The sequence below is a fragment of the Streptomyces sp. NPDC049597 genome (assembly GCF_040675505.1).
Classification (GTDB): Bacteria; Actinomycetota; Actinomycetes; order Streptomycetales; family Streptomycetaceae; genus Streptomyces.
Genome location: NZ_JBFAOY010000001.1, coordinates 206,424 through 224,272, shown reverse-complemented (window position 1 = coordinate 224,272; position 17,849 = coordinate 206,424). Strand labels below are relative to the sequence as shown.

General features: G+C 72.5%; 16 protein-coding genes and 1 other RNA gene. 9 read left to right on the top strand and 8 right to left on the bottom strand.

What is annotated here, in order from left to right; all coding sequences use genetic code 11:
- Positions 1–42 precede the first annotated feature (42 nt).
- Positions 43–807 carry a peroxide stress protein YaaA gene (yaaA, locus tag AB0K02_RS01030; RefSeq protein ID WP_365990212.1) on the bottom strand — a complete coding sequence of 255 codons (765 nt, stop codon included), beginning with the start codon at positions 805–807 and terminating at the stop codon, positions 43–45.
- 111 nt (positions 808–918) lie between these two features.
- Here yaaA and AB0K02_RS01025 point away from each other — a divergent pair, with 111 nt between their 5' ends.
- Positions 919–2,364 carry an RNB domain-containing ribonuclease gene (locus AB0K02_RS01025; RefSeq protein WP_365990211.1) on the top strand — a complete coding sequence of 482 codons (1,446 nt, stop codon included), beginning with the start codon at positions 919–921 and terminating at the stop codon, positions 2,362–2,364.
- 299 nt (positions 2,365–2,663) lie between these two features.
- Positions 2,664–3,064, top strand: an RNA gene (gene rnpB / locus AB0K02_RS01020) — RNase P RNA component class A.
- A 196-nt stretch (positions 3,065–3,260) separates the two neighbouring features.
- On the opposite strand, the gene AB0K02_RS01015 is transcribed toward rnpB, so the two are convergent.
- Both AB0K02_RS01015 and AB0K02_RS01010 read right to left on the bottom strand, forming a co-directional pair.
- Positions 3,261–3,749 (bottom strand): TetR/AcrR family transcriptional regulator, encoded by a 489-nt coding sequence (locus AB0K02_RS01015; RefSeq protein ID WP_365990716.1) that lies wholly within the window; start codon positions 3,747–3,749, stop codon positions 3,261–3,263.
- A gap of 179 nt (positions 3,750–3,928) precedes the next feature.
- The gene (locus tag AB0K02_RS01010; RefSeq protein WP_365990210.1) at positions 3,929–4,780 is read right to left on the bottom strand and encodes an alpha/beta hydrolase; all 852 of its coding nucleotides are present in this window, start codon (positions 4,778–4,780) and stop codon (positions 3,929–3,931) included.
- A 224-nt stretch (positions 4,781–5,004) separates the two neighbouring features.
- Here AB0K02_RS01010 and AB0K02_RS01005 point away from each other — a divergent pair, with 224 nt between their 5' ends.
- The 3 genes from AB0K02_RS01005 to AB0K02_RS00995 all read left to right on the top strand — a co-directional run bounded on the left by AB0K02_RS01005 (position 5,005) and on the right by AB0K02_RS00995 (position 7,272).
- On the top strand, positions 5,005–6,447 hold the full coding sequence (locus AB0K02_RS01005) for an aldehyde dehydrogenase (protein WP_365990209.1): 1,443 nt from the start codon (positions 5,005–5,007) through the stop codon (positions 6,445–6,447).
- A gap of 145 nt (positions 6,448–6,592) precedes the next feature.
- Positions 6,593–7,015 carry an Ohr family peroxiredoxin gene (locus tag AB0K02_RS01000; protein WP_365990208.1) on the top strand — a complete coding sequence of 141 codons (423 nt, stop codon included), beginning with the start codon at positions 6,593–6,595 and terminating at the stop codon, positions 7,013–7,015.
- Between the two features lie 113 nt (positions 7,016–7,128).
- Complete coding sequence (locus AB0K02_RS00995; RefSeq protein WP_365990207.1) at positions 7,129–7,272, top strand: hypothetical protein; 144 nt, start codon at positions 7,129–7,131, stop codon at positions 7,270–7,272.
- A gap of 231 nt (positions 7,273–7,503) precedes the next feature.
- Here the strand turns inward: AB0K02_RS00995 and AB0K02_RS00990 are convergent, their stop codons facing one another.
- The 4 genes from AB0K02_RS00990 to AB0K02_RS00975 all read right to left on the bottom strand — a co-directional run bounded on the left by AB0K02_RS00990 (position 7,504) and on the right by AB0K02_RS00975 (position 12,111).
- Entirely contained in the window at positions 7,504–8,067 is a 564-nt protein-coding gene (locus AB0K02_RS00990; RefSeq protein ID WP_365990206.1) for a CGNR zinc finger domain-containing protein, read from the bottom strand.
- A gap of 367 nt (positions 8,068–8,434) precedes the next feature.
- Entirely contained in the window at positions 8,435–8,923 is a 489-nt protein-coding gene (locus tag AB0K02_RS00985) for a hypothetical protein (protein ID WP_365990205.1), read from the bottom strand.
- Positions 8,924–9,121: 198 nt separating this feature from the next.
- A complete protein-coding gene (abc-f, locus tag AB0K02_RS00980) occupies positions 9,122–10,756 on the bottom strand; it encodes a ribosomal protection-like ABC-F family protein (RefSeq protein ID WP_365990204.1) in 1,635 nt (544 codons plus the stop codon).
- A 455-nt stretch (positions 10,757–11,211) separates the two neighbouring features.
- Entirely contained in the window at positions 11,212–12,111 is a 900-nt protein-coding gene (locus AB0K02_RS00975) for an Lrp/AsnC family transcriptional regulator (RefSeq protein WP_365990203.1), read from the bottom strand.
- A 198-nt stretch (positions 12,112–12,309) separates the two neighbouring features.
- Between AB0K02_RS00975 and AB0K02_RS00970 the strand changes: the two genes are divergently transcribed.
- The 3 genes from AB0K02_RS00970 (at position 12,310) to AB0K02_RS00960 (ending at position 14,550) form a co-directional block, all read left to right on the top strand.
- Positions 12,310–13,311: a C-terminal binding protein gene (locus AB0K02_RS00970; protein WP_365990202.1), complete on the top strand. Its 1,002-nt coding sequence runs from the start codon at positions 12,310–12,312 to the stop codon at positions 13,309–13,311.
- Positions 13,308–14,117, top strand: coding sequence for a class II aldolase/adducin family protein (locus tag AB0K02_RS00965; protein ID WP_365990201.1), 810 nt, complete (start codon positions 13,308–13,310; stop codon positions 14,115–14,117). Before AB0K02_RS00970 ends, AB0K02_RS00965 begins: the two co-directional genes overlap by 4 nt.
- A gap of 109 nt (positions 14,118–14,226) precedes the next feature.
- Entirely contained in the window at positions 14,227–14,550 is a 324-nt protein-coding gene (locus AB0K02_RS00960; protein ID WP_365990715.1) for a nuclear transport factor 2 family protein, read from the top strand.
- 681 nt (positions 14,551–15,231) lie between these two features.
- Here the strand turns inward: AB0K02_RS00960 and AB0K02_RS00955 are convergent.
- A complete protein-coding gene (locus AB0K02_RS00955; RefSeq protein WP_365990200.1) occupies positions 15,232–16,014 on the bottom strand; it encodes an SDR family oxidoreductase in 783 nt (260 codons plus the stop codon).
- Positions 16,015–16,146: 132 nt separating this feature from the next.
- Here AB0K02_RS00955 and AB0K02_RS00950 point away from each other — a divergent pair, with 132 nt between their 5' ends.
- Positions 16,147–17,781, top strand: a complete 1,635-nt coding sequence (locus AB0K02_RS00950) for an alkaline phosphatase D family protein (protein WP_365990199.1) — start codon at positions 16,147–16,149, stop codon at positions 17,779–17,781.
- Positions 17,782–17,849: the final 68 nt, after the last annotated feature.

The window sequence follows — 17,849 nt, the reverse complement described above, 5'->3', positions numbered from 1 at the left end:
GGAGGCATCTAGCGCAACGATCGTTGCGCAGCGTGCAACGTCTCAGTGGATCTCCGACACCAGCACGTCGAGCTTCCCCGCCGCCGGTGTCTCCACCACGTACCCCAAGTCCCGCAGCGCCTCCACCAGTTCGCCCGGCGACCCCGGCGCCGCACCCGCCTCCAGCAGGCTCCGCACGATCCGCCCCTTCGTCGCCTTGTTGAAGTGGCTGACCACCTTCCGGGTCGGCGCGTGCAGCACCCGCACCGTCGCCGTACGCGCCGCGGCCTCCCCCTTCGGCTTCCACGCCGCCGCGTACGCCGACGACCGCAGGTCCAGGACCAGCCCGTCCCCGGCCGCATCCGGCAGCACCGACGCCATCGGCCCCCGCCAGTACGCACCCAGCGCACCCAGCCCCGGCAGCTTCACACCCATCGAGCAGCGGTAGGAGGGGATGCGGTCGCCGAGACGCACCGCGCCCCACAGGCCGGAGAACACCAGCAGCGACTGCCGGGCCCGCCGACGGGCGGCCGCGTCCAGCGTGGCCAGGCCCAGCGCGTCGTACAGCACGCCCGTGTAGATCTCGCCGGCCGGACGCGTACCGGCCGTCCGCAGCCCGGCGTTCTTCGCGACCTCGCCACGCAGCCCCTCGCTCAGACCGAGGACCTCCCGCGCCTTCGTCTCGTCCGAGGCGCACAGTTCGACCAGCTCGTCCAGGACGGCGGCGCGTGCCTCGGCGAGCCCCGGCAGGGACAGCGACTCGGGCTTCAGGGGCGCCCCGCGGCCCGAAGCGGCCTTCCCCTCCGACGGCGGCAACAGCACGAGCACGGCAGATCTCCTTCATGGCGTACGGGGGAGGGGGTGCGGCCCCCGAGCCAGCCTACAAAGCGCGCGGGCCGCCGAAATGCCACGGCCCCCGCTCCGCCATACGCTCGGTCCATGCCCCGCCGCCCCATCCGTCTGACCGGCGCAGCCGAGGCCCCGCCGCTTCGCGCCGCCCTGCGCGAACTGCGTGCGACGATCGGCGTCAGCGAGGACTTCCCGGCCGCGGCACTCGCCGAGGCGGAACAGGCCGCCCGCGCCCCCCGCCTGCCCGCAGCCGACGAGACCGGCATCCCGTTCCTCACCATCGACCCGCCGGGCTCGGTCGACCTCGACCAGGCGATGCACCTGACCCGGCGCGAGGGCGGCGGCTACCGCGTCCGGTACGCGATCGCCGACGTCGCCGCGTTCGTCACGCCCGGCGGGGCGCTGGACGCCGAGGCCCACCGCCGGGTGCAGACCCTGTACTTCCCCGACGGGAAGATCCCGCTGCACCCGCCGCTGCTCTCCGAGGGCGCCGCCAGCCTGCTCCCCGGCCAGACCGCGCCCGCCCTGCTGTGGTGCATCGACCTCGACGACGAGGGCCGCGCCGTGACGACGGATGTACGCCGGGCCCTCGTCCGCAGCCGGGCCAGGCTCGACTACGCGGGCGCGCAGCAGCGGATCGACGCCGGCACGGCCGAGGAGCCGCTCGCCCTGCTCAAGGAGATCGGCGCCCTGCGCGAGGCGCTGGAGGTCGAACGCGGCGGGATCTCCCTCAACGTCCCCGAGCAGGAGGTCGTCCAGCAGGACAGCACCTACGCCCTCGAATACCGCGCCCCGCTGCCCGCGGAGGCGTGGAACGCCCAGATCTCCCTGCTGACCGGCATGGCCGCGGCCGACCTGATGGTCGCGTCCGGCACCGGCATCCTTCGCACGCTGCCCACCGCCCCCGACGGTGCGGTGGCCCGGCTGCGCCGCTCGGCGACCGCGCTGCACATCGACTGGCCGCACCACGTCTCGTACGCGCAGCTCGTGCGCTCCCTCGACCCGCACGACGGCCGGCACGCGGCCTTCCTCCAGGAGTGCACGACGCTGCTGCGGGGCGCGGGGTACACGGCGTTCACCGGCGGCGTGCTGCCCACGCCCGCCGTGCACGCGGCCGTCGCGGACGAGTACACGCACTGCACCGCTCCGCTGCGCCGCCTCGTGGACCGCTACGCCGGTGAACTGTGCCTGGCGGCGGTGGCCGGGCAGGAGCCCCCCACGTGGGTGGCGGAGGCGCTGGAGAAGCTGCCCCGGGAGATGGCCGAGGGGTCACGGCGGGCGGGCACGGCGGAGCGCGGGTACGTGGACATCGTGGAGGCGGCCGTGCTGCGCGACCGCGTCGGCGAGGTCTTCGACGCGGTGGTGGTCGACGTCAGGGAGAACGAGCCGGACGTCGGCACCGTCCAACTGGAGGACCCGGCGGTGGTGGCCCGGGTGGAGAGCGACGGGGCCGGCCTGCCCCTGGGGGAGCGGCTGCGGGTACGGCTCACGCAGGCGGACCCGGTCCGGGCGAAAGTGCTGTTCGCTCCCGCGTGACGGCGTCGCGCAGACTCGGCGAGGGCGCGGGCGTCCTGCTCGAAGTGACCTCCAGCCGACCGGACGTCGATCGGGAGATCAAACGCGCTGCTAGGCCCGCGGCGGTGTCCCGCTCCACCTGCTCGTGGACCGGGAGACGTCCACCGTGACGCTCTTCAGCGACCCGGAGGACGGCGAGTGCATGCGCCGCGACCTGGCGCCGTTCGGCAAGCCGCTCCCCCCTCCGCGAGTCCTTCGGCTTCGATCTTGAGACGGCCGACTTCCCGTGAAACGCCGGGTAGCATGACCACCACGGCAGACGAGCCGGGCGGGCGGCCGCGTGGAGATTCTTGTGGATCTCCCCGAGGAACGTCCGGGCTCCACAGGGCAGGGTGGTGGCTAACGGCCACCCGGGGTGACCCGCGGGACAGTGCCACAGAAAACAGACCGCCGGGGATCTCGGTCCTCGGTAAGGGTGAAACGGTGGTGTAAGAGACCACCAGTGCCCAGGGTGACCTGGGCAGCTAGGTAAACCCCACCCGGAGCAAGGTCAAGAGGGGCCACTTCGGTGGCCCTGCGCGGACGTATCAGGGCTGCCCGCCCGAGTCCGCGGGTAGACCGCACGAGGCCGGCGGCAACGCCGGTCCTAGATGGATGGCCGTCGCCCCGACGACCGCGAGGTCCCGGGGGACAGAACCCGGCGTACAGCCCGACTCGTCTGCCTCTCAGCTCTCTGACCTGCGGATACGCTCCCGATTTCTTGATCCGGGCCGGTGCTGGGAAGAACCTGGGAAGAATCAGAATCAGGTGAGGCTGCAGGAGCGGCCGGGGCCTTTTCTCGTGACACCGACAAGACGCTCAGCGGCCGGTCCTCGGGAACACCGCCCGGACACATCTGTCCCCGAAGGCCGCCGGTGTCACGACGCTCGGAGGCCGTTCAGCAGGGTGTCCACGACCACGTCCGCCCCCTGCGCGGGGCTGAGTTCGGGCAGCTGCCGGGACACGAGGTGCATGAGCTGCGGCAGCAGTGCGCTCGCCCATCCCTGGGGAAGGCCGCGCCGCAGGAGGCCTTCGTCGGTGGCGCGTTCGAGGAAGGCGTCGACCTCGCGGACGGACCTGTCGCGGCGCGACTGGAAGTCGTCGTCGGCGAGCATGCGCGTGAGGTCGACGGGCCAGGCGCGGTTGACGGCGATGATGTTCTCGACGTAGCGGTGCAGGGCGACGGCGACGGGTGCTTCGCGCAGTCGTGCGTCCTCGATGGCCCGCTCGACGGCCGTGAGGCGCGATGCGTAGATCGCGGCGATGAGTTCTTCGCGGGAGGCGAAGCGGCGGTAGACGGTGCGCCGGTCCACGCCTGCCTCGGCGGCGATGCTCGCGATGCTCGCGCCGGGGTCGGCGGCGAGCATGCGTGCCCCGGTGGTCAGGACGGCTTCCAGGTTGCGCGCTGCGTCGGCTCTCACCGCACCGAGTCTAGTGACCGGATGTGGAGCCTGAGGCACCTAATGCCCCTCAACGGTAGGAAATTCGGCGCTAAGTGCCACGGTGCAGTGCCAGCAAGGCCGTCCATGTGCACTCCTCCAGGGGGTCAGCGGACGGTGGCGCGGGCGGCCTCCTCGATCACGTCGGCCACCAGATGGGGGTGGGAGACGGCGACCGAGTGGGAGGCGGCGATCTCGACGGTGTGCGCGTGGGCGCGCTTGGCCATGAAGCGCTGGACGGCGGCGGGGATGTTGAGGTCGCGGGTCGTGACGATGTCCCAGGTGGGCTTGGTCTTCCAGGCCGCGGTGGTGGCCTTCTCCTCCAGAGCGGCCTGGGCGACGGGACGCTGCTCGGCGGCCATCAGGGCGGCCTGCTCCGAGGGGACGTCGGCGGCGAACTGGTCGCGGAACTTGTCCTGCTGGATGAACAGGTCGGTGGCGGTGGAGCCGTCGGCCTGCTGGTAGGTGACCGGGTCGAGGGCGTCGGGGAGGGTGGAGCCCGGGTACTTGCCGGTGAGCTCCAGGGCGCTCTCGCCGGGGGCGGGCAGGAAGGCGGCGACGTAGACCAGCGCCTTGACCTCGGGGTCGTCGGTGGCGGCCTGGCTGATGACGTTGCCGCCGTAGGAGTGGCCGACGAGGACCTTCGGTCCCTTGACGTGGTCGAGGACCGTGCGCAGGGCCGCGGCGTCGGACGCCGGGCCGCGCAGCGGATTGGCGGCGGCGACGACCGGGTAGCCGGCGGCGTGCAGGTCGGCGATGACGCCGTTCCAGCTGGAGCCGTCCGCGAAGGCGCCGTGCTCCAGGACGATGGTCGGCTTCGCGTGCCGGGCGGCCTCGGCGGCCTCGGCGGCGCCGTTGGCCGTGCCGCTGAGGGCGAACGCGCCGAACGCGAGCCCCGCCGTGACCGCCGAGGCCGCACCCGTCACCAGCCGCTTGCGTCCACCCTTGATGCTCACCACGACAAACCCCTCTCAGGAATGTTCTCGGTCATGGGGCGGGCCCGGTCCAGTCGCCGTGCGTCACCGCCCTGAGTGGTGACGACCTTGCCACTGTCTCGCGTCACCGGTCAAGCTGGTGATGATAATGTCATCGCCCCGTGTGGGTAATGAATCCAAGTGCTACATTGAAGTGACAGTTGGATGGTCGTCGAACGTCTCACCGCGGCACCAGAGGGAGGAAGCGCGTGATCACCTATGACCGGCTTTTCATCGGGGGTTCCTGGGTCGAGCCGAGCACCCCGGAGCTGCTCGACATCGCCTTGCCGCACGACCGGTCGGTGGTCGGCCGCGCCGCCCAGGCGCAGCCGGCGGACATCGACCGCGCGGTGGCCGCGGCACGGGCGTCCTTCGAGGCCGGCGAGTGGCGTCTGACCCCGCCCGGCGAGCGGATCGCGATACTGCGGCGGTTCAACGCGCTGCGCGAGGAGAACGCGGAGAGGATCGCGCACCTGATCTCGCTGGAGAACGGTTCGGCCGGCTGGTTCACCCGCGCCGGACAGCCCGGTCTGACCCGTCAGGCGAACGCCTACCTGAAGGCGGCGGAGGAGTTCGCCTGGGAGGAGACGCTCGCGCCGTCCGACCCCGCGTCGCCGGTGCGCAGCGTGGTGCGCCGTGAAGCGATCGGCGTCGTGGCCGCGGTGATCCCCTGGAACTCGCCCTTCTCCTCGGCCACCGCGAAGATCATCCCCGCCCTGGTCGCCGGCAACTCCGTGGTCCTCAAAGTGTCCCCGGAGAACTCGCTCAGCATGGGCTTCCTGGCCGAGCTGCTGGAACGGGTGGGCCTGCCCGAGGGCGTGATCAGCGTCCTGCCCGCGGACCGGGAGACCAGTGAGCACCTGGTCTCGCACAAGGAGGTCGACAAGATCGCCTTCACCGGCTCGACGCGGGCGGGCCGCCGTATCGCCTCGATCGCCGGCGAGCAGCTCAAGCGGGTCAGCCTGGAGCTGGGCGGCAAGTCCGCAGCGATCGTCCTGCCCGACGCCGACATCGACAAGGCCGTCGCGGGCGTGAGGTTCGGCTCCCTGCTCAACAATGGCGAGTCCTGCATCGCCCAGACCAGGATCCTGGCCCCGCGCAGCCGGTACGAGGAGATCGTGACCGCGTTGAAGGAGCTGGTGGAGTCGCTGAAGGTCGGCGACCCGGGCGACCCCGACACCTTCATCGGCCCGATGATCCGCCCGGACCAGCAGGAGCGGGTGCGCGACTACATCCGGCTGGGCATCGAGGAGGGCGCTCGTCTGGTCACCGGCGGTCCGCAGATCCCGGACGGTCTGGAGAAGGGGAACTACGTCACCCCCACGGTCTTCGCCGACGTGGACAACTCCATGCGGATCGCGCAGGAGGAGATCTTCGGCCCGGTCCTGGTGGTCATCGCCTACGACGACGAGGACGACGCCGTCCGTATCGCCAACGACTCCGAGTACGGCCTCTCCGGCGGCGTCTGGTCCTCCGACGAGGAGCACGCCCTGGCGGTCGCCCGCCGCGTTCGCACCGGAACCGTCACGGTCAACGGCGCCTCCGTCGCCTTCGACGGCCCCTTCGGCGGCTTCAAGGCCAGCGGTATCGGCCGCGAGTACGGCGCCGTCGGCCTCGGCACCTACACCGAGTACAAGACCATCACCGTCTGACCTCGAACACCGAATGTCGTCACCGCATTGACTGGTGACGCAAGCGGGTGCCATGATTTCGTCACCGCTTCAACCGGTGACGCCTGGATGGCGTTCCGGTCGGCCGGCGGTCGAAGACCTTCCGAACAGATGGGGAGCACGAGTCATGGCAGTCAGTTACACCGCCGTTGTCGACGTCGCGGGAGAGGGCAGGAACGGCGGTCGCGTCCGCTCCTCCGACGGTCTGCTGGAGACCGGCCTCACCCTCCCCAAGGAGCTGGGCGGCGCGGGCACCGCGACCAACCCCGAGCAACTCCTTGCCGCCGGCTGGGCCGCATGCTTCCTCGGCGCCCTCCGTCGCGCCGCCACCTCTCGGGGGATCCGTCTCACCAGCACCACCATCACCGCCGAGATCACGCTCACCCACGACGACGGCGAGTTCTCCCTCTCGGCAGTTCTCAGCCCGGTCCTCGGCGGTGTCGACCAGGCCACCGCGGAGGAACTCGCGCACGCCGCCCACCAGATCTGCCCGTACTCCAAGGCCACGCGCGACAACATCCCGGTCACCATCCACGCCGCTGCCGCCTGACAGGCCCCCCTTGACCGCGGGTCCCGCGTTCCCCTCCACACCCCCGGCGCGGGGCCCGCACCCCGTACCCGTCAGCCGCATCCACACCGCCGACCGAAGAGCGAGGGCAGGGCATGACCTCCATGACGCACGCGCACGTACGGACCGCCAGGCATCGTCGTTCGGAAGCCGGCCGTGTCTTCGGTGAGCGGCTGTCCCCGGGCGAGGCGCACGCCGAGAGCCGCGACCGGCCGACGGACGCGCAGCTGTGGAGCTGAGTGGAGAGTGCGGTGCTGTCGGGGTACGGCCCGGCCGCTTCGAACTTCCTGTGAAGACAGGCGTTGACGCGACCTCGAGCGCGGTCCGGGTGATCGCGTCCGTGACGGGGAGGGCGGCGGCGGCAGGACCGAGTCATCGGGACCGGCGGACGCCGCCCCGCGGTGTCTTCCGGGGCTCGCCGCCGACTGAGCCCGCGTTCGCCGGGACCGTGAGCTGCCCCGCTCGGGGGATCAGCGCGCGGTCACGGAGGGCGCGGTCTTCTTGCGTGCGCGGTAGGCGGCGGCCTTGATCTTGTTGCCGCAGGACTCCATTCCGCACCACTGGCGCCGCATGCCACGGGAGCGGTCGATGTAGACCCGGGTGCACTCGGGGTTGCCGCACTCCTTCATCAAGGGGACGTCCGGGCCGCTGAGCAGTTCCACGGCCTGCCGGGCGACGGTCGCCAGTGCCTGCTCGGGCGTCGCCTCGCTGTGCCGGCCCGTCAGCGTGAGCTGCGGCGTCACGGGGGTCTTGCGGGCGGTGGCGTTGACCACGGCGAGCGCCTCGCGGTCGAACTCCTCGCCGAGACGTCGGTTGGTGACGAGACGGTATATGGCCTCGCGCACAGCCGTCGCCTCCCGGACGTCGTCCTCCTCGCCGGGAGTGATCGCGTCCACCAGTCCGGACTCCAGGTACCAGGCATTCAGACGCTCCGGCGTCACGAACATCTCGAACCGGACCGAGCGCCGGGCCCGGAGGGTGGCCGCGAAGTCGAGGGCCGGGTGCCCGCACACGAATACATGGTCAAGATTCACATCACCATCTTGACAGGTGACTCCCGGCGGGCGCAAGAATCGTCACCGTTTCGGGCGGTGCCCCGCGCGGAAGCGTGGTCGCGAGCGTACGGCACCGCGGCCCGGCCCGCGCAGGTCAGCACCCGCGACGGGCGGGCGTCGCCTCCTCCCGGTCGCGCCCCGGTTCCAGACGGAGTTCGCGGCCCTGCCCACCGCCGGCACAGCCAGCGGTCGTGGCCGGCCACGACGATCGCGCCGGGGCCGGCACCCGGCGCGGACTCCAGTTCGTCGCACAGCGGCGGAGAGAGATGGTTGGTGGGCTCGTCGAGCAGCAGCAACTGGGGCGGGTGGGCCACCAGCAGTGCCAGTGCCAGCCGCCGGCGCTGTCTCACGGACAGCCGTCCGACCGATGTGCCAGGTCCGCCTCGTGCAGCAGGCCGAGCGAACGCAGCGGCGCCTTCTCGGCCCGCTCCGCGCCCAGCGACATCCGGTAGGTGTCCCGGACCATGCGGTCGGCCCCGCTCGAACACGGTGTCCTGGGTGAGCAGCCCACCGTCATCCCGTGCCGCCGGCGCACCTCGCCCTCGACCGGGAGGCGTCCGGCGAGCACCGCGAGCAGCGCCGACCTGCCCGCCCCGTTGCGGCCCGTGACCAGCAGCCGCTCGGTGACCGAGACCTCCAGTCCGTCCAGCGCGAGCCGGCCGGGCACCCGTACGTCGCGAAGGCGCACCAGGGGCCGCGAGCCCTCCTCCGCACGTGCGGCCAGGTCCCCGGCGGCGAACCGCAGCGGGCGCGGCGGTTCGGCGGCTCGGGTGCGTTCCAGCCCTCCAGCCGCCGCGTGGCGTTGCGCACCCCGGCGGGAGATCTGGCTCTGCACCCGGCCGGCCCGGTGGCCGTACCCGCGGTCGGGGAGACGCCGTCGAGGACGCGGCGGCCGCCCAGGTCGCGCACGAGGTCATGGGCGAGGTCACGGGCGAGCAGAGCGGGCTGGGGCACAGGGAGCCGTCCAGGGTGATCGGTGGGCGGCCCGCCGGGCGCAGGGCCTCGGACGCGGGCCACGTCACACCTCGGCGGCTCACACCGCGGGAGCTCCCGTTTCCCTGAGCGTGCCGTCGGCCAGCCGCAGCCAGCGGTTCACGCCGATCTCGGCGAGGAACCGCTCGTCGTGGCTGACCACCATGAAGGCGCCCTGGTAGGAGTTGAGCGCGCTTTCCAGCCGGCCGACGCTGAGCAGGTCGAGGTTGTTGGTCGGCTCGTCGAGCAGGAGCAGGTGGGGGGCCGGTTCGGCGCACAGCACACAGGCCAGGGTGGCGCGCAGCCGTTCACCGCCGGACAGGACGCCGACCGGCAGGTGTGCCCGCGCGCCGCGGAAGAGGAAGCGGGCGAGCAGGTTCATCCGCTCGGCCTCGGGCCGCTCCGGCGCGAACGCGGCGAAGTTCTCCGCCACCGTGCGGTCCGGGTCCAGCAGGTCCAGGCGCTGCGAGAGGTAGGCGGTCCGGCCGTCGTTGCGCTTGATCTGCCCGCAGTCCGGGGCGAGTTCGCCGGTGATCAGACGCATCAGGGTGGTCTTTCCCGCGCCGTTGGGCCCGGTCAGCGCGATGCGTTCGGGGCCCCGGACTGTCAGGTCGACGCCGCCCGCGGCGAACACGGCCTTCCCTCCGAGGCGGACCTGCATCCCCTCGCCGAGGAAGAGGTTGCGCCCGGCGGGGACCTGGGTGTCGGGCAGGTCCAGGGTGATGCGCTGCTCGTCGCGGAGCGCGCGCCCGGCTTCGCTGAGCCGGGCCTTCGCCTCGTCGACCCGGGCCGCGTGCATCTGTCCGGCCCGGCCCGCGGACTCCTGTGCGCCCCGCTTCATGTTGCCGGCGAAGATACGGGGCAGGCCGGCGCTCTTGAGGTTGCGTGCGGCGTTGCTCGCGCGGCGCTCGGCGCGCTCGCGGGCCTGCTGCATCTCCCGCTTCTCCCGCTTCAGCTCCTGCTCGGCGTTGCGGACGTTCTTCTCGGCGGCCTCCTGCTCGGCGCGTACGGCCTCCTCGTACTCGGTGAAGCTGCCGCCGTAGAGGCGCAGTTCGTCGCCGGTGAGTTCGGCGATGCGTTCCATGCGGTCCAGCAGCGAGCGGTCGTGGCTGACCAGCAGCAGGCAGCCGGTGAAGTCCGACAGCACGTCGTAGAGCTTGTGACGGGCCTCCAGGTCGAGGTTGTTGGTGGGCTCGTCGAGGAGCAGCACGTCGGGGCGCCTGAGCAACTGGGCGGCGAGGCCGAGCGAGACGACCTGGCCGCCGCTGAGCGTGCTCAGGCTGCGGTCCAGGGCGAGCTCCGCCAGGCCGAGACGGTCGAGCTGGGCGCGGGTGCGCTCCTTGATGTCCCAGTCGTCGCCGATGGTGGCGAAGTGCTCCTCGCTGACGTCCCCGGCTTCCACGGCGTCCAGGGCCCGGATCACCGCCGCGACGCCGAGCACCTCGGCGACCGTGAGGTCACCGGTCAGGGGGAGGCTCTGGGGGAGGTAGCCGAGCGTGCCGGTGACGGACACCGAGCCGGTGGCGGGCTTCAGTTCGCCGGCGATCAGTTTGAGAAGGGTGCTCTTGCCCGAGCCGTTGGGGGCGACCAGGCCGGTGCGGCCGGTGTTCACGGCGAACGACAGGTCGTGGAGGACCGGGGTGTCGTCGGGCCAGGCGAAGGACAGGTTCGAGCAGACGACGGACGCGTCGGACATGGAGATGACCTCGAAGGGTGAGGGCAGAGAGCAGACTTCCGCCCTGGGCAGACATGGGAAAGGGGTACGACGGGACGGACCACGTCGGCGGCGCTCCTGAGCACCGGCCGGTGGCCGTCAGATCCGGATCTCACCCGGAGATGTCGTCTTCACCCGCCACGTCTGCGACTCCTCGATACACGTTCCAGGTCACCCGCAGCGTAGCAGTCGTCGTCCCGGGCCACGGCGGCAAAAGGGCAGACGTGGGTGTGCAGCGGTCCCTGCGGGCCGAGTGGATCCGCCCTGCGCCCTCCCTATCGCGTGTGCAGCTACCCCAGGTGTCCCGCTACAAGGGCCACGGCGACCCGGACGCCGCTTCCAGCTTCCGGTGCGTCTTCCCGGTCCGGCGGTGACCGGGGCTCCACGGGCAGTCGGCCGTCCTGCTTCTCGTCTGCCGGGTGCCTCCACCGGGAGGGTCAGGCGGCCGGGCCGCCCAGGTCGTACCGTTCCTTGACCAGTTCCAGGTGCACCCAGCTCTCCACCCCGAGCACGCCCCGGCGGCCCCGCATCTCGTCGAGGGTCGTGCGGACCGTCGCGAGCGACTCGGCGGTGATCGTGCCGACGAGCTCCGCCCGGCCGACGCACGCCGACAGGAACGACACCCGCTCCAGACCGGCCAGGGCGTCGGCCACCGGCTTCCGCGCGCCCTCGACCCGTACGGCGAAGCCGCAGAGGTAGCCCATGCCGAGCAGTTCGGGACGCACCAGGGCCAGCACCTTCACCACGCCGCTGTCCAGCAGGCGCAGGGTGCGCGAGCGGGTGGCCCCCGGGGACAGGCCCACGCGTTCGGCGAGGTCCGCGAAGGGCAGGCGGCCGTCCCGTTCGAGTTCGTCGAGGATCTGCCGGTCCGTCTCGTCGAGTTCGGGCACCTCGGGCACGGCCGCGAGGAGATACGGGTCCTTGAGGTGCTCGATGCCGATCAGCGGGTCGACCACCGACACGCCCGCGAGCGACCGGACCCGCTCGATGGCCCGGTCCAGTGCGTCGAAGCCCTCGGTGCGCAGCTCGGCCATGACGGCGCGCGGCCCGGCGGTGAGGGAGACGAAGGGGGCCTGGGGCATCGCCGCGATCTCGCGGGCGACGGCCTCGGCCGGCCCGTGGGTGTCGACCGACAGGTGCGCGGAGGCCGTCAGCCCGCGCACGGCCGGATGGACCACGGCGACGACCCGTACGGCCCCGGACTCGAGCAGCCGCTGGACGCGTGCGCGGGTCGCCGGCCTCGACAGGCCCACGCGCTGCGCCAGCGTCTCGTAGGCGAGGCGGCCGTCGCTCTGCAGTTCGCGGACGACGGCCAGGTCGATGCGGTCCAGATCCACCTGGGCTGATCCCCTCGGCTCGGTGGCCCCGGCGCGTGCCGCGCCGGGGTCCGCTCACATTCTCGGGCACCGCGCGCGCCGTGGGCCCCGTCGGTGACGGGCCTCACTGACTTTCGCACCGGGAGGTGTGGACAATCGAAGGAAACGAATCGTAAGTTCAATACATCAGCAACCAACGAATCATCTGCGGAGGATCGTATGGGGCGGCCCGTCGTCGTCTTCACCGACACCGAGGACCTGGATCCAGGACCCGGTGCCCGGCTGCTCGCCGACGCCGGCTTCGACGTACGCGTCGCCGACAGCCGCGACCCCGAGGTCATCGGCCGGGCAGGAGCGGACGCCGTGGCGCTGATCGTCGGCTACGCGCGCATCGACGCCGCGCTGCTCGACCGCCTGCCGCGGCTGCGGATCCTGGCCACCATGTCCGCCGGCTTCGACATGGTCGACACCGCGGAGGCCCGGCGCCGCGGCCTGTGGGTGGCCAACCTGCCGGACGCGGCCACCGAGGACGTGGCCGTCCACGCTCTCGCGAGCGCCCTGTCGCTCGTGCGCCGGCTCCCGCAGGCCGACGCCGTCGTCCGGTCCGGCGGCTGGAACGCGGAGTTCGTGGCCGCCGAAGTGCCCCGCCGGGCCAGCGATCTGACCCTGGGACTGGTCGGTCTCGGCCGCATCGCCCGGCACCTGGCCGCCGTCGCCGCGCCGGTCTTCGGCGGCATCGCCGCGTACGACCCGCACGCGGCGGACGGACACTGGCCGGCCGGCGTCCGGCGGTACGCCGGCCTCGACGCCCTCGCGGCGGACTCCGACGTGCTGTCCCTGCACGTCCCGCTCACACCGCGGACGCGTGGCCTGGCCGACGCGCGGCTGCTGGAACGGATGCGGCCCGGCAGCTTCCTCGTCAACGTCGCCCGCGGTGAACTCGTCGACCCGTCGGCCCTGCTGGACGCCCTCGACAGCGGGCGGCTCGCCGGCGCCGCGCTCGACGTCTTCCCCGTCGAACCGCCGCCCGCGGGCGACGCGCTGCGCCGCCACCCCGCCATCCAGCTGTCGCCGCACAGCGCCTACCTCTCCGACACCTCGCGCCGCGCGTACGTGTGCAAGCCGGCCGAGAACGTCATCGCCTGGCTGCGTACCGGCCGCCCGCTGACCCCCGTGGTCGACCCCACCACCACCGTCCCCGTCCGAGGAGCCACCGCATGACCGCCGACCCGGCGACGACCGCCGCCCCCACCGCCGCTGCCGCCTCCGCCGCCGCTGCCGCTGCCGCCGAGGAACCGCGGCTGCGCCGCGAACTCGCCGCCGTGTACCGGCTCGTGGCGCACTTCCGGATGACCGACCTGATCTTCACGCACATCTCCCTGCGGCTGCCGGGCCCCGAGCACCACTTCCTCATCAACCCCTACGGGCTCCTCTTCGAGGAGATCACCGCCTCCAACCTGGTGAAGATCGACCTGGCGGGCAACCCGGTCGAGCCCACCCCGTACCCGGTGAACCCGGCCGGATTCGTCATCCACAGCGCCGTCCACGCCGCCCGCGCGGACGCCCACTGCGTCCTGCACACCCACACCAGGGCGGGCTGCGCCGTCGCCGCGCAGGAGGGCGGGCTGCTGCCGCTCAACCAGATGTCGATGGAGTTCCACAACCGCGTCGGCTACCACGACTACGAAGGCGTCGCCCTCAACCTCGACGAGCAGCGGCGGCTCGTCGCGGACATCGGCGGACACCCGGCGCTGATCCTGCGCAACCACGGCCTGCTGACGGTGGGTGAGAGCGCGGCCCAGGCGTTCCTGCGCATGTACTACCTGGAGAAGGCGTGCGAGATCCAGGTCACCGCGCAGGCCGGCGGCGGGCCGCTGGTCCTGCCGCCCGCCGACGTGTGCGAGTACACCGCGCGGCAGCTCGCGGGCGAGGCGGACGCGGACTTCCAGGACGACGACGCGTACGACCTGGCGTGGGCGGCGATGCTGCGGCTCCTCGACCGGATCGCCCCCGACTACAAGGACTGATCCGCCCGGACGAGCGGGCCGACGCCCGGGTGGCCGCCGCCGGAAGGTGCCGCGCGGCGGGGCGGTGTACCGATGGAGGCGACCACCCGTGAGCGGAAGGACCACCGCCGTGCCCATCGCCGTCAGCAAACTCACCGAGCCCGCCGTCCGCGCCTTCGTCACCGCCGTCAACGCGCACGACCGCCAGAGCTTCCGCGCCGCGCTCACGCCCGGCGCCACGATGTCCGACGACGGCAGCGAGCGGGACATCGACGAGTGGACCGAGAGCGAGATCTTCTCGTCGAACGGCCACATGGACATCGAGAAGCAGACCGCCGACGGGCTCGGCCTGGTCGCCCGCTACCGCAACGACACCTGGGGCGAGATGCGCACCATGTGGCGTTTCACCGTCGAGGACGGGAAGGTGGGCCGCTTCGAGACCGGCCAGGCCTGAACCGCCGCCGGTCGGCCCGCCGGCACGGTACGGCCCGCTCCCGCCTCAGCCGCCCGCGCGCCTGCCTTTCAGCCCCGCGCCGCCGCGCACTGCCCGCGCGACCGGGTTTCGGCCCCGCGCCGTCGCGCATCGCCGACGTCCGGCCGTGCGCCTGGCTTTCAGCCGTGCACTGCCCGCCTTCGGCCGGGCAACCGGCCCTCAGCCGCGCACCGCCCGCGCGCCGCGCACTGCCCGTGTCCGGCCGTGCGACCGGCTTTCAGCCGTGCACTGCCCGCGTTCGGCCGGGCAACCGGCCCTCAGCCGCGCACCGCCCGTGCCGCCGCGCACTGCCCGTGTCCGGCCGTGCGACCGGCCTTTCAGCCCCGCGCCGCCGGCGCGCCACCGTGGACCGCCCGCGCGACCGGCCTTCAGCCCCGCGCCGCCGTGCACCGCCGACGTCCGGCCGTGCGACCGGCCTTTCAGCCCCGCGCCGTCGCGCATCGCCGACGTTCGGCCGTGCGACCGGCTTTCAGCCGTGCACTGCCCGCGTTCGGCCGGGCAACCGGCCCTCAGCCGCGCACCGCCGCACACCACCCGTGTCTGCCCGCGTCCTGCCCCGCGCCGCCGGCGCACCACCCGCGCCCGGCCCTCGGTGCGCCCGCCCGCGCATCGCCGCGCCCCTGCGCTCGCGCCGCCCGCGGCTCACCCGCGGCCGATGAACGGCATGTTCGTCGCCAGTACCGTCGCGAACTGGACGTTCGCCTCCAGTGGCAGTTCCGCCATGTGCCGCACCGTGCGCGCCACGTCGGCCGCGTCCATCAACGGCTCGGACGCCAGTTCGCCGTTCGCCTGCAGGATGCCCGCCTGCATGGCCTGGGTCATCTTCGTCGCCGCGTTGCCGATGTCGATCTGGCCGCAGGCGATCGAGTACGGGCGCCCGTCCAGTGAGATGGACTTCGTCAGCCCGGTCAGCGCGTGCTTCGTCGCCGTGTACGGCGCCGAATGCGGGCGCGGCACATGCGCCGAGATCGAGCCGTTGTTGATGATCCGGCCGCCCTGCGGGTCCTGGTCCTTCATGTGGCGGAACGCCGCCTGCGCGCACAGGAAAGCACCCGTCAGATTGACGTCCACCACCTTGCGCCATGCGGAGTACGGCACGTCCTCGAAGGGGATGCCGCCGGGACCGAACGTGCCCGCGTTGTTGAACAGCAGGTCCACCCGGCCGTAGTGCTCGCGGACCGCCGCGAACAGCGCGTCCACCGCATCCGGGTCGGTCACGTCCGTCGGCACGCACAGGACGTCGGCGCCCGGGCCCGCCAGGGCCGCCGTCTCCTCCAGCGCCTCGGCGCGCCGGCCGGCAAGCGCGACCGCCCATCCGGTGCGGGCGCCCTTGTCCTTCGCGGCGGCGGCCAACTCCAGCGCCACGCTCCGGCCGATGCCCGAGCCCGCGCCCGTCACCACCGCGATCCTCCGTGCAGCGTTCATGCGGCGCAGCGTACGCGCCTGTGCCCTGCACGGAACTCATCCGACCGCCATACGGATGTTGTGTCCTCGACAACACCGATTCGTCACCGGCCACTCCAATGCGTCTGACAACAGCCGCAAGGGGAGGGCCACATGACATCCGCGTCGCACCGGAACCACGCATCCGAGCTCAGAGCGGCGGCCGTACGGCAGCTGGGCCGCCGTACCTTCCTCACCGTCACCTCGGCGGCGGCAGCGCTCGCCTTCAGCGTGGGCCTGCCCGGCACCGCGCACGCCGCCGAGGGCGACGCCCGGAAGATCACCGCGGACCCCTTCACGCTCGGCGTCGCCTCCGGCGACCCCCAGCCCTCCTCCGTCGTGCTGTGGACGCGGCTCGCGCCCAGCCCGCTGGAGCCCGGCAGCGGTCTGCCGCAGACCCGCTTCCCGGTCCGCTGGGAGCTCGCCCACGACGCGCGTTTCACCCGGATCGCCAAGCGCGGCAGCGCCACCGCCCACCCGGAGTTCCACCACAGCGTCCATGTGGAGGCCACCGGCCTCGACCCGGACCGCGTCTACTACTACCGCTTCCGCGCCGGGAACTGGATCAGCCCGGCCGGCCGCACCCGCACCGCGCCCGCCCGCGGTGCCCGGATCGGCGAGCTGAAGCTGGCCGCCGTGTCCTGCCAGGCGTACCACGACGGCTACTTCACCGCGTACCGGCACCTCGCCGACGAGGACCTCGACGTCGTCTTCCACCTCGGCGACTACCTCTACGAGTACGCCGTCAACGCCGTCGGCGGCGCCCGCAACCACACCGACCGCAGGCTGCCCGGCCACTTCGACCGCGAGACGGTCACGCTGGAGGACTACCGGCTGCGCTACGGCCTCTACAAGTCGGACCCCGACCTGATGGCCGCCCACGCGGCCCACCCGTTCGTCGTCACCTGGGACGACCACGAGACCGAGAACAACTACGCGGACGAGACGCCCGAGAACGACGTGCCGCCGGAGGAGTTCCTGCTGCGCAGGGCCGCCGCCTACCGCGCGTACTGGGAGAACCAGCCGCTGCGCGCGCCCCAGCGGCCCACCGGCCCGGACATGACTCTCTACCGCCGGCTGCACTTCGGGCAGCTCGCGCAGTTCGACGTCCTCGACACCCGCCAGTACCGCTCCGACCAGGCGTACGGCGACAAGGCGCACGCCCCCGGCCCCGAATCCGAGGACCCGTCGCGCACCATGATCGGCGAGACGCAGGAGCGCTGGCTCATCGACGGCTGGCGCGCCTCGGACGCCGTGTGGAACGTCGTGCCGCAGCAGGTCAACTTCTCGCAGCGCAAGCTGGACCTGACGGAGCCGGCCAGGGTCAGCATGGACGCCTGGGACGGCTACCCGGCCTCCCGCGACCGCGTCCTGGACGGCGCCGAGGCCGCCGGCGTGGAGAACCTGATGGTCCTCACCGGCGACGTCCATGTCGCGTACGCCTACGACATCAAGCGCGACTACGAGACGCCCGGGGCGAGGACCGTCGGCACCGAGATCGTCGCCACGTCCGTCTCCAGCGGCAAGGACGGCGCCGACCGGCCGGCCACCTGGGAGACCTACACCAAGGCCAACCCGCACATGCGGTTCTACAACGGGCGGCGCGGCTATGTGACCGTCACGCTCGGCGAGCGGCAGGCGCGCGCCGACTTCCGCTCGATGGACTTCGTCACCAGGCCGGGCGGCTCGATCGCCACGTCCGCGTCGTTCGTGACCGAGGCAGGCGACCCCGGTCTGCGCCAGGTCTGACGCCCACTCACCCGGAAAGCGGACGCCGGCGCGGGTCACGCACCGCGTCGAGCGTCCGCGTCACGGCC

Bases quoted from the DNA above. Each gene is read 5' to 3' on its own strand.
- AB0K02_RS01025 (WP_365990211.1), top strand. From the start codon at position 919: ATGCCCCGCCGCCCCATCCGTCTGACCGGCGCAGCCGAGGCCCCGCCG.
- AB0K02_RS01015 (WP_365990716.1), bottom strand. From the start codon at position 3,749: ATGCTCGCCGCCGACCCCGGCGCGAGCATCGCGAGCATCGCCGCCGAG.
- AB0K02_RS01000 (WP_365990208.1), top strand. From the start codon at position 6,593: ATGGCAGTCAGTTACACCGCCGTTGTCGACGTCGCGGGAGAGGGCAGG.
- AB0K02_RS00995 (WP_365990207.1), top strand. From the start codon at position 7,129: ATGACCTCCATGACGCACGCGCACGTACGGACCGCCAGGCATCGTCGT.
- abc-f (WP_365990204.1), bottom strand. From the start codon at position 10,756: ATGTCCGACGCGTCCGTCGTCTGCTCGAACCTGTCCTTCGCCTGGCCC.
- AB0K02_RS00970 (WP_365990202.1), top strand. From the start codon at position 12,310: ATGGGGCGGCCCGTCGTCGTCTTCACCGACACCGAGGACCTGGATCCA.
- AB0K02_RS00965 (WP_365990201.1), top strand. From the start codon at position 13,308: ATGACCGCCGACCCGGCGACGACCGCCGCCCCCACCGCCGCTGCCGCC.
- AB0K02_RS00955 (WP_365990200.1), bottom strand. From the start codon at position 16,014: ATGAACGCTGCACGGAGGATCGCGGTGGTGACGGGCGCGGGCTCGGGC.
- AB0K02_RS00950 (WP_365990199.1), top strand. From the start codon at position 16,147: ATGACATCCGCGTCGCACCGGAACCACGCATCCGAGCTCAGAGCGGCG.